This window comes from Paenibacillus soyae (assembly GCF_024623455.1).
GTDB lineage: Bacteria > Bacillota > Bacilli > Paenibacillales > Paenibacillaceae > Pristimantibacillus > Pristimantibacillus soyae.
In genome coordinates this window covers 161,098-175,061 of the sequence record NZ_JANIPJ010000002.1, presented here as the reverse complement: position 1 = coordinate 175,061, position 13,964 = coordinate 161,098, and the positions used below count along the sequence as shown (strand labels likewise).

Below are 13,964 nucleotides of genomic sequence, written 5' to 3'. Positions count from 1 at the left end.
AAACTTGTAGTGCGATGCAGCTTCTGTAAAGGAAAGGTGATGCGTCAGATGAACGGACACGTCATATCGGGACCAGGCAACGGAACGACGAGACCTTCCCGTCAGATCAATGTAGTGCTTCGAAGCCATGAAACGTTCGGGGCCGGCGCTTCCGCGCAGGCGCTTGAAGCGGAACCGCTTCCGGCGGTCAAGCCGCTGCCAGCGGTCGACCATTATGCCGACATTCAGAAAGAGCTTGAGCCGATGATCGGCATGGACAACGTGAAGGCGCTGGTCTACGAGATCTACGCGCTGCTCTATATTAGCCGAATGCGGACGGAAGCGGGCTTGTACGGCGGCTCGCAGGTTTACCACATGATTTTCAAAGGGAATCCCGGAACGGGAAAAACGACGATAGCCCGCATCGTGGCAAAGCTGCTTCAGAAGATGGGCGTCCTCACGAAAGGCCATCTCATCGAAGTGGAGCGAGCCGATCTCGTCGGCGAATATATCGGACATACCGCTCAAAAAACAAGAGATTTGGTGCGGAAGGCAATGGGCGGCGTATTGTTCGTGGATGAAGCCTACAGCCTTGCGAGAGGCGGCGAAAAGGATTTCGGCAAAGAAGCGATCGACACGCTCGTGAAAGCGATGGAGGATCACCGCAACGGCTTCGTGCTGATCCTCGCGGGCTACCCGCTCGAAATCGAACAGTTCCTGATGACGAACCCCGGCTTGCCCTCCAGGTTCCCGATTCAGATTGAGTTTCCGGATTACTCCGTGGACCAGCTGCTGCAGATCGGCGAGATGATGGTGAAGGAGAGAGATTACGTTCTCATGCCCCAAACCGTGTTCAAGCTGAGGCAGCTGCTGATTCAGGAGAAACAGAATGACGCTTTCTCCTTCAGTAATGCGAGATTCGTGCGCAACGCCATCGAGAAAGCGATTCGACATCAGGCCGTTAGACTGATCGGGCAATATTCGAACGCGATACCCGGCAGAGGCGAGCTGATGTCGATCAGGCCGGAGGATTTGAAGGTCTAGCATCCTCCGGCCGCCGGCGAGGCATAAGGGAAAGGAGAGCTTGCATGAGCGATAAAACGCATAATGTGGACTATAAAATCACGGAAAAGGCGATCTTGATCAGCCTGATCACATCGGACGACAAACGAGCGGGCAACGATGCCGCCCATTCGCTCGCGGAGCTGGCTCAGCTGGCGGAGACGGCCGGAGTAGCGGTACTCGCCTTGATCACGCAGAACAAGGAGAGCGCCGATTCAAGATGGTTCATCGGCAAAGGCAAGGTGCAGGAAGTGAAGCAGCTTGCCCTCGACTTGGAGGCCACAACGGCCATATTCGACCAAGAGCTCTCCGGCGCGCAAGTCCGGAATCTCGAAGAAGAGCTCGATCTCAAGATAGTCGACCGCACGCAGCTGATTTTGGATATATTCGCGCAGCGCGCCAAGACGAGAGAAGGAATCATTCAGGTCGAGCTGGCCCAGCTTAGTTATTTGCTCCCCCGACTGTCCGGCCACGGCCGCAATCTGTCGAGACTCGGCGGCGGCATCGGCACCCGCGGACCGGGGGAGACGAAGCTGGAGACGGACCGGCGCCATATTCGAAGCAGAATATCGGACTTGAAGGCGCAGCTCCGCGAGGTGATGCGCCATCGCCGTCTCTACCGTGCAAGACGGAAGAAAGCCGGGGCGGTTCAGGTGGCGCTGGTTGGATATACGAACGCCGGCAAATCGACCTTGCTGAGGGAGCTGACGCAAGCGGACGTGTTCGTGGAGGACCAGCTGTTCGCCACGCTCGATCCGACGTCGCGGGTGCTCGAGCTGCCAAACGGCCGGGAGGTCATCTTGACGGATACGGTCGGATTCATCCAAAACCTTCCTCATGATCTGGTCGCCGCATTCCGCGCGACGCTCGAGGAAGTAAACGAAGCCGATCTGGTTCTCCATATTATCGATAGCAGCTCCCCTTACCGGGAAGAGCAGATCGCCGTCGTGGAGGATATTCTGGGCGAGCTGGGGGCTTCGGACAAGCCGATCGTGAAAGTATATAATAAGAAGGATTTGCAGAAGGACGGAGAAGGTATGTCTCTTGTCGATTTGCCGCATCGCAGCCTGAAATCGTTGGTCATCAGCGCGTTCGTCCAGGAGGATCTGACGCTTCTTAGGGAAACGGTTCAGGAACTGCTGACGGGCGGAACCTTGAGCTTACGGCTCCCCGCAGACCGCGGGGATCTGATCGCGCTTGCTTACCGCTGCGGCGAAGTGAAAGGGCAATCGGTCGAAGAGGAATCCGTCCGCATTGAATTGGAAATCAGCAAAAGCGACTATGAGCTGCACGGACAGCCACTTCGTCCATTTATTCAGACGTAGTCCGAAAACTCGGAATTTCATTTTAAAAGCGAGTTCAAAAATGAATTCAATATTCGACGTCGAGTAGGCTTCCCTGAGTTACTTCGTGATCGAAAGTGGACTTTTTGAACATCATCTTTAAGGGAGCAAGGTTCAGTCATGACGACAGAAATGCATGGGAACGGAGAGCTATGGGAAAACTTACTCCGGTTGTCGGAGGAAATGGAAGACAAAGCGCGCGACGCGTTCCGCAGGATTGACGGAATCGCGGAGCGGAATCAATGGAAAGTAATCGAAGCGTTCAAGAAGCATCAGGTCAGCGACTTTCATTTTGCCGGATCGACGGGGTACGGCTACAACGACCGCGGCCGCGAAATATTGGATCTGGTCTATGCGGACGTGTTCGGAGCAGAGGCGGCGCTTGTCAGGCCGCACTTCGCATCCGGCACCCATACGATCAGCTGCGCGTTGTTCGGGGTGCTTCGCCCAGGGGACGAGCTGCTGTATGTAACGGGCAAGCCTTATGATACGCTGCACAAAGTGATCGGCAAGCCCGGCGACGGGAAAGGCTCGCTTCGGGACTGGGGCGTCGTCTACAACGAGGTGCCGCTGCTAGAAGATGGAGGAATCGATTGGCAGGGCATTGAGGCCAGTATCGGCGAGCGGACGAAGGTGATCGGGGTGCAGCGCTCCAGAGGTTATGATTGGCGCGCTTCGTTCACCGTCGCCGAGATCGGCGAAATCGTAAAGCGCGTAAAGGCGATAAAATCCGACGTCATCGTATTCGTCGATAATTGCTACGGCGAATTTACGGAGCTTCTCGAGCCGACGGAGGTCGGCGTCGACCTGATGGCGGGCTCGCTTATCAAAAATCCCGGCGGAGGGTTGGCGGAGACCGGCGGTTATATCGCGGGAACGCGCGATGCGGTTGAGGCCGCGTCTTACCGATTGACGGCGCCGGGAATCGGCGGCGAGGTCGGCGCGATGCTCGGAACGCTGCGTTCGATGTACCAAGGCTTGTTCCTCGCTCCCCATCTTGTCGGACAAGCCGTCAAAGGAAGCGTGTTCGCGGCGGCTTTGTTCGAGCGGCTAGGCTTCGAGAGCAAGCCGAAGTGGCATGAACCGCGCACGGACCTCATTCAAGCGGTGCGGTTCGGACAAGCCGATCATCTGATCGCTTTCGTGCAAGGCATTCAAGCGGCGGCGGCCGTCGATGCGCATGTCGTTCCGGAGCCATGGGATATGCCTGGCTACGAGAATCCCGTCATTATGGCGGCCGGGACGTTCATTCAAGGCGGAAGCCTGGAGCTGTCCGCGGACGCTCCGATTCGCGAGCCTTACATCGCTTATATGCAGGGCGGCCTGACTTATGCGCATGCCAAATACGGCGTTCTCACTGCCTTGAGAAGACTGGTGGAGAGCGGATTAATTGTGATCAAACCTTACATACCTTGACACATTTATGGCCGGACGCTACAATGAAGCTATAAAAGCGAGAGTGGAAGGTTGATGCGACATGGCTGATGAAATTCGCAGAAATATGGCCTTATTTCCAATAGGTATCGTAATGAAGCTGACGGATCTGACGGCCAGGCAAATCCGTTATTACGAGCAGCATGAATTGATCGTTCCGGCTCGGACAGCGGGCAATCAACGGCTGTTCTCCTTCAACGACGTAGAGCGCCTGCTGGAAATCAAGTCCTTGATCGAGAAAGGCGTCAACATCGCAGGAATCAAACAGGTCATGAATCCGGTTTCCAAAGAATCCGATGACGCAACGACCGTCAGCGAGCAATCCGAAGTGAAGCGACGCGAACTGTCCGATCAGCAGCTTCATCGCTTGCTCAAGCAGCAGCTGCTGGAGAAGAGGCCGGGGCAGGCTTCCCTTATTCAGGGGCAGTTAACCCGTTTCTTAAATAGACGGTAACGATAATCGACCAAAGGAGATGATTCTGTGAGTTATACCAAAGAAGATATTAAGCGTATTGCCGAGGAACAGAACGTACGGTTTATCCGTTTGCAGTTTACCGACTTGCTGGGTTCGATCAAAAACGTCGAAATTCCGGTTAGCCAGCTGGACAAGGCGCTAGACAATAAAATGATGTTCGACGGTTCTTCCATCGAAGGTTACGTTCGCATCGAAGAATCCGACATGTACTTATACCCGGATCTGGATACATGGGTCGTATTCCCTTGGGTTTCGCAAGACCGCGTAGCCCGCTTGATTTGCGACATTTACATGCCGGACGGCACGCCTTTCGCGGGGGATCCTCGCGGCATTCTGAAGCGCGCGCTGAAGGAAGCGGAAGCGATGGGCTTCACGGCGATGAACGTAGGTCCAGAGCCGGAGTTTTTCCTCTTCAAGACGGACGAGCGCGGGGAACCGACGAACGAACTGAACGATCAGGGCGGTTACTTCGATCTTGCCCCTATGGATATGGGCGAGAATTGCCGCCGCGAAATCGTGCTTACGCTTGAAGAGATGGGCTTCGAGATCGAAGCGTCCCATCACGAGGTTGCTCCCGGCCAACATGAGATCGATTTCAAATATGCGGACGCGATCAAAGCGGCCGACCAAATCCAAACGTTCAAGCTTGTCGTTAAGACGATTGCCCGCGTACACGGCCTTCATGCGACTTTCATGCCGAAGCCGCTGTTCGGCGTTAACGGTTCGGGCATGCACTGCCATCAATCGTTGTTCAAGGACAGCACGAACGCGTTTTACGACGAGAACGACAAGCTCGGCCTTAGTGAGACCGCAAGGTATTACATGGCCGGCATTCTGAAGCATGCGCGCGCTATGGCGGCGATCACGAACCCGACCGTGAACTCTTACAAGAGGTTGGTTCCGGGCTATGAAGCGCCTTGTTATGTGGCTTGGTCCGCGAGCAATCGTTCGCCGATGATTCGGATCCCGGCGTCCCGCGGTTTGTCCACGCGTATCGAAGTTCGTAATCCGGACCCGGCAGCTAATCCGTATCTGGCCCTGGCGGTTATGCTCAAAGCCGGACTCGACGGCATCCAAAACCAAGAGCCGCTGCCTGCGCCAACGGACCGCAACATCTACATCATGTCGGAGGAAGAGCGTATCGACGCCGGCATCCCAAGCTTGCCTGTCGACTTGAAGGAAGCGCTTGACGAGATGCTTAGAAGCGATATCGTCTGCGAGGCGCTTGGCGATCACGCTCTCGCGCATTTCTACGAGCTGAAGGAAATCGAGTGGGACATGTACCGCACGCAAGTGCATCAATGGGAGAGAGATCAGTATTTGACGCATTATTAATCGTCGTACATAGAAGCGGAATGCCTTTGCGGGCGTTTCGCTTCTTTTTTTCGCACGGTTGAGAACAAAAAAAGGACTGCCCCGTTCGTGAATGGGGCAGTCCTTCTTCGCGATATTAATGAATGTCGCGGAATAGGCCGATAACCTTGCCAAGAATCGTGACGTTATGAAGCCGAATCGGCTCCATCGTGGAGTTCTCGGGCTGGAGGCGGATATGATCCTTCTCCTTATAGAACGTCTTAACCGTCGCTTCGTCATCCTCCGTCATCGCCACGACGATATCGCCGTTATTCGCCGTCTGTTGTTGGCGGACGATGACATAATCGCCGTTATGGATGCCGGCTTCGATCATGCTCTCGCCGACGACGTTCAAGATGAACACCTTGTTGTCTCCAACGAAGTGGGAAGGAAGCGGGAAATAATCTTCTATGTTCTCCGTTGCCGTAATCGGAATGCCGGCCGTTACCTTGCCGACGATTGGCACTTGGGCAACGGGGAAAGGAATGACGTTGTCCTGCTCGTCCTGATTCAAAATCTCGATCGCGCGGGGCTTGGTAGGGTCGCGGCGGATGAAGCCTTTCTTCTCCAGGCGGTCCAGATGCCCGTGAACCGTGGAGCTGGACAGCAGACCGACGGCCTCCGCGATCTCGCGGACGGAAGGCGGATAACCCTTATCCCGAACTTCCTGCTTAATAAATTCAAGGATCGAATGTTGCCGTTTGGACAGCTTCGACACGCAGATCAACTCCATTCGTATTATTGTGTCAAATTATAACACAGAACCGAGGTTCGTACAAACATAAGTTCTTAAGCACAAAGGTTCGCATTTTTTGTTGACTGGAACGTTTGTTCGTGTTATTGTAATAGCAGAACAAATGTTTGGGGTGCTGATAATGATCATGATGAACGAAGGTACATACCGTTCGATTTATGCGAATAACGACGCTGCAAGAAACCATACATCCAACAACGCGACGGCACGTTGGCTGAGATCGCATGCCGTGAAGCTGACGGCGTGCATTCTACTAGCTCTTCTTTTATTCTCTAGCTTCCTCTTAATACGTACGAACGCTTCCGGGGGCGAGCTTCCTGGCCAAGGCGAGCTTCAAGTAACGGTGGGCAGCGGCGATTCATTATGGTCGATTGCTAGCCGCCATGCGGAAGCGGGGGAAGATGTCGGTTTTCTGGTCTATCGGATCAAGGAACGGAACAATCTTACGCATGTAACGATCCTTCCCGGGCAACAGCTCATTATTCCAAACTCATAATTGATCCTATAAATCAGAGCATGATTTCTGCCAAACAGGAATTATGCTCTTTTTGCCTTTGTGTACCGACATCTCTCCGCATGTTTTCTTGACAAGACATTAGCGAAAATGTCAAAGTAAGGGGTAGTATGTTCGCAGCTAGAGAGGGGTGGAAACAAAGGTATGGATATCGATAAGCTGATTGCGCGAATCAACGAATTATCCCGCAAGAATAAAACCGTCGGACTCACGGACGAAGAAACAAAGGAGCGGGACGAGCTCAGACAGCAGTACTTGAACAATTTCAAACGGAATTTCAAGCAGCAATTGGACTCCATCAAGTACGTGGAAGACGAAGAGGACAACATGAAGCATTAATGGAAAATCAGACACACAAGTATACGCAATTATATAGGAGGAATCCGATTGTCACGTTCATGGGAGCGCAAGGTGCGCAAAAATATGAGCAAAATCAATCAAAACCGGAAGAAGCAAGGCGCCGGACAAATCGTATTGAACGCGGAGAAAAAAGACCGGTACGTGGGCCGCAGTTACGCGCTTCCTTCCTTTCTAGTCTTGTTCGCATTGTTCTACGTCGTCATGATGCTGATGACGCCAAAGTTTGAGACGGATACGATGTTCTGGGTGACGATCGCCTGCTACTTCGCGCTTGCGGCATTGTTCTTCCTGCGTCGTCCGTATTTGACGATCGGCAAGGACTACGTGCAGTCCCGCCGGTTCGGCGGAGACAAGCGTCTGACGGTCAAAGACATCAAGAGCATTCGCGTTCAGGACGGCTACGTGACGATTATCCCGCAGAAAGGCGCGGGCTGGACCTTCTCGCGGCTGCTCAACCGGTTCAAAACCGAGGAGATGGCGGAGAAGCTGAAGGCGTTTGCGGCAGCGCATCAGATTTCTTTTGAACAAATTTAACGGAGCAAGGGAGTAGAGGAGAGAATGGCGAAGCAAGCGGTACTATTTGATTTGGACGATACGCTGCTATGGGATGACCGCAGCGTGAAGGAAGCCTTCGAAGCGACATGTCAGGCGGGCGCGGAGGCGTCGGGCGTCGACCCAGAGGAGCTGGAAGCGTCCGTTCGCAGAGAAGCTAGAGCGCTGTACGAATCTTATGAGACGTTCCCGTTCACCAAGATGATCGGCATTAACCCGTTCGAAGGATTGTGGGCGCATTTCGCCGCAGGGGAGCAGGAAGAATTCCGCAAGCTGCAGAGCCTTGCGCCATCCTATCGCAAGGCGGCATGGACGCAAGGCCTTAAAGCTCTCGGCGTGGACGACGAAGAGCTTGGCGCCAAGCTGGCCGAGCAGTTCCCGGCGGAGCGACGCCAACGTCCGATCGTCTATGACGAAACGTTTAAGGTGCTGGATCAGTTGAGAGGCAAGTACAAGCTGCTCCTGCTGACCAATGGTTCGCCTGATCTTCAGAAGGAAAAGCTGGACGGCGTTCCCGCCCTCATCCCTTACTTCGATCACATCATCATCTCCGGTGAGTTCGGGGAAGGGAAGCCGGCTGCCTCCATTTTCAAGCATGCGCTTGAGAAGCTGGGCATTGAGCCGGAGCACGGCATCATGGTCGGCGACAAATTAACGACGGATATTTTGGGCGCCAACACGATCGGCATGACATCGGTTTGGATTAACCGCCACGGTATGACCCGTACGGATGAGATTGTTCCTACCTATGAAATTCATAATCTCGATGAGCTTCTTCAACTATTAGAGCGGTAGAAACGCAAAAGCCCCTGTCCTGGCGCATGGCACCGGAACAGGGGCTTTCCTTATGGATGTTTATTGTTTATTTCGCGAATGCCGGGTCCGCGAACGGATGCGCGATCCAGCCTTCCGTCTCGATGAAGAGGCGAACGGCTACGATTTGGCGGTTCTCCATCAGCGTGAAGAAGTGCGGTTTATGCTCCGGCACGGAGATGACGTCGCCTGCTTCCAGCTCGACGTCGAAGTAGCCGACATCGTCTGTTCCTTTTATAATGAAGATGCCGCGTCCGGCCGTAATGGCGCGTACTTCATCTTCGGTGTGGGTGTGCACGTTTTCGAATTTTTTGAGCAGCTCTTCAAGATTAGGAGTAGCGTCGGACAACGCGATGATGTCCCATGTTTTGTAGCCGCGGCGATCGGCGAGATCGCGAATCTCCGAATCGAACGTTGCTAGAATTTCGGCTTTTTCCTCGTCGGAGAGCACGAATTTATTTTGCAGGCTTTCGGACAGCTTGCTAGGATCCCAATGCTCGTATAGAACCTCTTGGCTCTCCAGAAACGCGCGTACGTTTTCTTCTCCCTTAATTCGTTCCTCTGTATTGCGAATGCGAATTTCAGCCATGCTCATTCCCTCTTTTCCAATGGAAATTAAATGATATAATGATTATAATTCAAAAGCCTATGATTGTCGATGGATGTTCCTTTTCAGCCAAGTGCTATTCTGTTAAACTATTTTGTAATGATTTCGGGAAGGGTGTAGCACATTGTCGAGAACTACCTTAGAACAACTGCTCAAGGAACGCATTCTCATATTGGACGGCGCGATGGGCACGATGATTCAGCAAGAGAACTTAACGGAGGATGATTTCGGCGGGGCGGAGCTGGACGGGTGCAACGAGATGCTCGTTCTGACTCGTCCCGACGTTATCTCGAAAATTCACGAGTTGTATCTCGAAGCGGGCGCCGATATTATCGAGACGAATACGTTCGGAGCGACCAGCGTCGTGCTGGCGGAATACGACATTCCGGAGAAGGCGCGCGAGATCAATCTCGCGGCGGCGAAGCTGGCGCGGGACGCGGCGGACAAATACAGCACGCCGGACAAGCCCCGTTTCGTGGCGGGGGCGCTGGGACCAACGACCAAGACGTTGTCGGTAACGGGAGGCGTGACCTTCGACGAGTTGGTAGAGAGCTATTACGAGCAAACCCTCGCGCTTATGGAGGCGAACGTGGACGCGATCCTGCTCGAGACGTCCCAGGATACGCTGAACGTCAAAGCGGGAAGCATCGGCGTTCGTCAAGCGTTCGATACGCTGGGCAAGGAGCTTCCCATCATGATCTCGGGCACGATCGAGCCGATGGGCACGACGCTTGCGGGCCAGTCGATCGAGTCGTTTTACATTTCCCTCGAGCACTTGAAGCCGATCTCTATCGGTCTCAACTGCGCGACGGGTCCCGAATTCATGCGCGACCATATCCGGACGCTCAGCGAGATAGCAAGCTCCGCCGTCAGCTGTTACCCGAACGCGGGACTGCCGGACGAGAACGGGAATTATCATGAGTCGCCGGAGTCGCTGGCGAAGAAGATGTCCGCATTCGCGGAGCAAGGCTGGCTGAACATCGCGGGCGGCTGCTGCGGAACGACTCCCGCGCATATCCGCGCGATGGCGGAAACGATGTCGAAGTATGCTCCGCGCACGAAGCCGGGCACGCATCCGGACGCCGTATCCGGGATCGACACGGTGTTCATCGAGGCCGATAACCGTCCGATCATGATCGGCGAAAGAACGAACATTTCCGGCTCCCGCAAGTTCAAACGATTGATTAAGGAAGAGAAGTTCGACGAAGCGTCCGAAATTGCCAGAGGGCAAGTGAAGGGCGGAGCGCATGTCATCGACATCAACCTGCAGGACACCGACATCGATGAAGCGTATGCGGTGCATCAGTTCCTGCCGCAAGTCGTGAAGAAAATCAAGGCGCCGCTCATGCTGGACTCCACTTACGATCATATTATCGAGCTGGGGCTCAAATATTCGCAGGGAAAAGCGATCATCAACTCGATCAACCTCGAGGACGGCGAATCGAAATTCGAGAAGATCGTACCGCTTATTCACCGTTACGGCGCGGCCGTTGTCATGATCCTCATTGACGAGCGAGGACAAGCGGTGTCGCGCGAAGCGAAGATGGAGGTCGCCGACCGCTCCTATAAGCTGCTGACAGAAAAGTACGGCGTCAATCCGGCCGACATTATTTTCGACCCGAACATGTTCCCGGTCGGCTCCGGCGATCCGCAATATATCGGTTCTGCGGTGGAGACGCTGGAAGGCATCCGCATGATTAAGGAGAAATACCCGGAGACCAAAACGATTCTCGGACTCAGCAATATTTCGTTCGGCTTGCCCGATGCGGGCCGCGAAGTGCTGAACTCCGTTTATTTGTACCACGCGACCAAAGCAGGCTTGGATTACGCCATCGTGAACACGGAGAAGCTGGAGAGGTACGCTTCCATTCCTGAGGACGAGCGCAAGCTGGCCGAGGATCTGATCTACAATACAAATGACGATACGCTGGCGGCGTTCGTTGCGGCGTTCCGCAACAAGAAGGTCGAGAAGAAGGAGAAAATTTCGAACCTGACGCTGGAGGAGCGCCTTGCTTCCTACATCGTGGAAGGGACGAAGGAAGGCCTCATCCCCGATCTGGACGAAGCGCTTAAGAAATACGCGCCACTCGAAGTGATCAACGGTCCGCTGATGAGGGGCATGGAAGAGGTAGGCCGCCTGTTCAACAACAACGAGCTGATCGTTGCCGAGGTGCTTCAGAGCGCCGAAGTCATGAAGGCGTCCGTCAGCCATCTCGAGCAGTTCATGGAGAAGGAAGAGACGGCCGTGAAGGGCAAGATCATTCTGGCGACCGTGAAGGGCGACGTGCATGACATCGGCAAAAACCTGGTCGAGATCATTCTCTCCAACAACGGCTACAAGATCATCAATCTCGGGATCAAGGTGCCGCCGGAGCAGCTTATCGAAGCCTATCGCCAGGAGAAGGTCGACGCGATCGGATTGTCCGGATTGCTCGTCAAATCGGCGCAGCAGATGGTCATTACGGCGCAGGATATGCGCAACGCGGGTATCGACGTTCCGATTCTGGTAGGCGGCGCGGCGCTGACGCGGAAATTCACGAAGACGAGGATCGGTCCCGAATACGACGGTCTCGTGCTGTACGCGAAGGACGCGATGGACGGTCTCGATATCGCGAATAAGCTGATGGATCCCGAGCATCGCAAGCGGCTCGAGGAAGAGCTGGCGGCGTACAAGGCGGCGGGAGCGGCGGATGAGGAAGACGCGAAGCCGATGCCTCAGCTGACGCGGGCGGTCCGCTCCAAGATCAGCCCCGACGCGCCTGTCTTCTCGCCACCTGATTTGGAGAAGCACATCCTCCGCGACGTGCCGATCCCGCATATCGTCCCATACGTGAATATGCAAATGCTGCTTGGTCATCACTTGGGGCTGAAGGGGACGGTCGAGAAGCTGCTTGCCGAAGGAAACGAGAAGGCGGTTCAGCTGAAAGAAACCGTCGACGCGATTCTGAAGGAAGGAAGCGAGCAGGGCTATCTGAAAGCCCATGGCATGTACCGCTTCTTCCCGGCGCAGTCATCCGGCAACGACGTTATCATCTATGATCCGCAGGATCATGCCAAAGAGATCAAGAGGTTCACGTTCCCGCGCCAGCAGGTGGAGCCGTATCTCTGCCTCGCGGACTTCCTGAAGTCCGTCGACAGCGGCGTCATGGACTACGTCGGCTTCCTCGTCGTGACGGCGGGCCAAGGCATTCGCGAGCTCGCGAACGAATGGAAGGACAAAGGCGACTATCTTCGCTCGCATGCCCTTCAGTCGGTCGCGCTCGAGGTGGCGGAAGGACTCGCGGAGCGCGTCCATCATATGATGCGCGATATTTGCGGCTATCCGGATCCGGCGGATATGACGATGAAGCAGCGCCACGGCGCCCGTTATCAAGGCATCCGCGTATCGTTCGGCTATCCGGCCTGCCCGAATCTGGAGGATCAGGAGCCATTGTTCGATCTGATGAAGCCTGCCGATATCGGCGTTGAGCTCACCGAAGGCTTTATGATGGAGCCGGAAGCGTCCGTGTCCGCGATGGTATTCGCCCATCCGGAAGCGCAATATTTTAATGTAGAGAAAGTATAAAAGAAATTGTAACCGAGCCTTCCGATATTCGATTCCCGGAATCGAACGCGGAGGGCTCCTTCTTATCCATGGAAGCGAGGCGTTAAGGATGAAGATGTGGTTTTTGGGAACAGGCGCCGGCCGGCCGAACAAGCACCGGAACGTATCGGCGATCGCGCTTCAGCTGCCCGAGCCCGATTCGGTCTGGTGGCTATTCGATTGCGGAGAAGCGACGCAGCATCAATTGATGCATGTGCCGCTTAAGCTAAGCAAGCTCGAGAAGATTTTCGTGACGCATCTGCACGGCGATCACCTGTATGGACTGCCGGGTCTGCTCAGCACCCGTTCCTTCGACGGCGGAACGACGCCGCTGACGGTATACGGTCCTGCCGGCCTGAAATCGTATATCGAGACGACTTTTGCGCTGACGGGCACCATGCTCGATTATGAGCTTGTGGTCCAGGAGCTGACGGAGGAGAAGCAGGCCGAGATATGCGTCGACGGTCCCTGCCGCGTGGAAGCGGGACCGCTCGAGCACCGCGTCCCGTGCTTCGGCTATCGAGTAATCGAGACCGACGCGCCCGGTCCATTCATGGCGGACAAAGCAAGAGCGCTTGGCGTCAAGCAGGGGCCTTTGTTCGGCAGGCTGAAAGCCGGCGAGGCGATTACGCTGGAGGACGGTACGGTAGTCTCGCCCGGCGAAGTGACGGACGGGGCGTGGAAGGGGAGAATCATTACCGTGCTCGGCGATACGAGCCCGTGCGAGATGGCGTTTGCGCTAAGCGAAAAGGCGGACCTGCTGGTCCACGAGGCGACGTTCGCAGCCGGGCTGGAGGAGAAGGCGCACGAATTCGGGCATTGCACGACGGCGGAAGCGGCGATCGTTGCGCGAGATGCAGGAGCGCAAAGACTGGTCATGACCCATTTCAGCGGCAGGTATTCGAACGAGGAGCTGGCGCGGCTGGAAGCGGAGGCGGCGGAGATCTTCCCGAACGTGACGGCGGCCAAGGATCTGAGCATGCTGGACATTCAACGGATCCACAAGCCAAGCGCGACGTAATCGTCGCCTGGCTCAAAATGGCATTGCCTAGCGAACATGTATTCTGTACAATATAGATCAAATCATTTCGAATGAACGGTCAATGAAACTAGGCAGCTGGGGAAATCGGCGTAA

13 protein-coding genes are annotated in these 13,964 nt (G+C 55.1%); 11 read left to right on the top strand and 2 right to left on the bottom strand.

Annotated elements, in window-relative coordinates:
* Positions 1-48 precede the first annotated feature (48 nt).
* The 5 genes from NQZ67_RS03295 (at position 49) to glnA (ending at position 5,628) form a co-directional block, all read left to right on the top strand.
* On the top strand, positions 49-1,023 hold the full coding sequence (locus NQZ67_RS03295) for an AAA family ATPase (RefSeq protein ID WP_257442748.1): 975 nt from the start codon (positions 49-51) through the stop codon (positions 1,021-1,023).
* A gap of 44 nt (positions 1,024-1,067) precedes the next feature.
* Entirely contained in the window at positions 1,068-2,366 is a 1,299-nt protein-coding gene (hflX, locus tag NQZ67_RS03290; RefSeq protein ID WP_257442746.1) for a GTPase HflX, read from the top strand.
* A gap of 201 nt (positions 2,367-2,567) precedes the next feature.
* Complete coding sequence (locus NQZ67_RS03285; protein WP_257443354.1) at positions 2,568-3,800, top strand: methionine gamma-lyase family protein; 1,233 nt, start codon at positions 2,568-2,570, stop codon at positions 3,798-3,800.
* Between the two features lie 61 nt (positions 3,801-3,861).
* Complete coding sequence (locus tag NQZ67_RS03280) at positions 3,862-4,272, top strand: MerR family transcriptional regulator (RefSeq protein WP_257442744.1); 411 nt, start codon at positions 3,862-3,864, stop codon at positions 4,270-4,272.
* Positions 4,273-4,299: 27 nt separating this feature from the next.
* Positions 4,300-5,628 carry a type I glutamate--ammonia ligase gene (gene glnA, locus NQZ67_RS03275; protein ID WP_257442742.1) on the top strand — a complete coding sequence of 443 codons (1,329 nt, stop codon included), beginning with the start codon at positions 4,300-4,302 and terminating at the stop codon, positions 5,626-5,628.
* A gap of 115 nt (positions 5,629-5,743) precedes the next feature.
* On the opposite strand, the gene lexA is transcribed toward glnA, so the two are convergent.
* Complete coding sequence (gene lexA, locus NQZ67_RS03270) at positions 5,744-6,364, bottom strand: transcriptional repressor LexA (RefSeq protein ID WP_257442739.1); 621 nt, start codon at positions 6,362-6,364, stop codon at positions 5,744-5,746.
* A gap of 157 nt (positions 6,365-6,521) precedes the next feature.
* Here lexA and NQZ67_RS03265 point away from each other — a divergent pair, with 157 nt between their 5' ends.
* The 4 genes from NQZ67_RS03265 (at position 6,522) to NQZ67_RS03250 (ending at position 8,621) form a co-directional block, all read left to right on the top strand.
* On the top strand, positions 6,522-6,896 hold the full coding sequence (locus NQZ67_RS03265) for a LysM peptidoglycan-binding domain-containing protein (protein WP_257442738.1): 375 nt from the start codon (positions 6,522-6,524) through the stop codon (positions 6,894-6,896).
* Positions 6,897-7,058: 162 nt separating this feature from the next.
* Entirely contained in the window at positions 7,059-7,253 is a 195-nt protein-coding gene (locus NQZ67_RS03260) for a DUF896 domain-containing protein (RefSeq protein ID WP_257442737.1), read from the top strand.
* Between the two features lie 48 nt (positions 7,254-7,301).
* Positions 7,302-7,808, top strand: coding sequence for a hypothetical protein (locus NQZ67_RS03255; RefSeq protein WP_257442736.1), 507 nt, complete (start codon positions 7,302-7,304; stop codon positions 7,806-7,808).
* Between the two features lie 24 nt (positions 7,809-7,832).
* Positions 7,833-8,621: an HAD family hydrolase gene (locus NQZ67_RS03250; protein ID WP_257442733.1), complete on the top strand. Its 789-nt coding sequence runs from the start codon at positions 7,833-7,835 to the stop codon at positions 8,619-8,621.
* 67 nt (positions 8,622-8,688) lie between these two features.
* Here NQZ67_RS03250 and mtnD read toward each other — a convergent pair whose 3' ends face one another.
* Positions 8,689-9,228: an acireductone dioxygenase gene (gene mtnD / locus NQZ67_RS03245; RefSeq protein WP_257442731.1), complete on the bottom strand. Its 540-nt coding sequence runs from the start codon at positions 9,226-9,228 to the stop codon at positions 8,689-8,691.
* A 202-nt stretch (positions 9,229-9,430) separates the two neighbouring features.
* Between mtnD and metH the strand changes: the two genes are divergently transcribed.
* Positions 9,431-12,811, top strand: coding sequence for a methionine synthase (gene metH / locus NQZ67_RS03240; protein WP_371825266.1), 3,381 nt, complete (start codon positions 9,431-9,433; stop codon positions 12,809-12,811).
* 88 nt (positions 12,812-12,899) lie between these two features.
* On the top strand, positions 12,900-13,850 hold the full coding sequence (gene rnz / locus NQZ67_RS03235; protein WP_257442727.1) for a ribonuclease Z: 951 nt from the start codon (positions 12,900-12,902) through the stop codon (positions 13,848-13,850).
* The last annotated feature ends 114 nt before the right edge of the window (positions 13,851-13,964 follow it).

Bases quoted from the DNA above. Each gene is read 5' to 3' on its own strand.
- NQZ67_RS03285 (WP_257443354.1), top strand. From the start codon at position 2,568: ATGGAAGACAAAGCGCGCGACGCGTTCCGCAGGATTGACGGAATCGCG.
- mtnD (WP_257442731.1), bottom strand. From the start codon at position 9,228: ATGGCTGAAATTCGCATTCGCAATACAGAGGAACGAATTAAGGGAGAA.
- NQZ67_RS03280 (WP_257442744.1), top strand. From the start codon at position 3,862: ATGGCTGATGAAATTCGCAGAAATATGGCCTTATTTCCAATAGGTATC.
- metH (WP_371825266.1), top strand. From the start codon at position 9,431: ATGGGCACGATGATTCAGCAAGAGAACTTAACGGAGGATGATTTCGGC.
- NQZ67_RS03250 (WP_257442733.1), top strand. From the start codon at position 7,833: ATGGCGAAGCAAGCGGTACTATTTGATTTGGACGATACGCTGCTATGG.
- NQZ67_RS03295 (WP_257442748.1), top strand. From the start codon at position 49: ATGAACGGACACGTCATATCGGGACCAGGCAACGGAACGACGAGACCT.
- rnz (WP_257442727.1), top strand. From the start codon at position 12,900: ATGAAGATGTGGTTTTTGGGAACAGGCGCCGGCCGGCCGAACAAGCAC.
- NQZ67_RS03265 (WP_257442738.1), top strand. From the start codon at position 6,522: ATGATCATGATGAACGAAGGTACATACCGTTCGATTTATGCGAATAAC.
- NQZ67_RS03260 (WP_257442737.1), top strand. From the start codon at position 7,059: ATGGATATCGATAAGCTGATTGCGCGAATCAACGAATTATCCCGCAAG.
- hflX (WP_257442746.1), top strand. From the start codon at position 1,068: ATGAGCGATAAAACGCATAATGTGGACTATAAAATCACGGAAAAGGCG.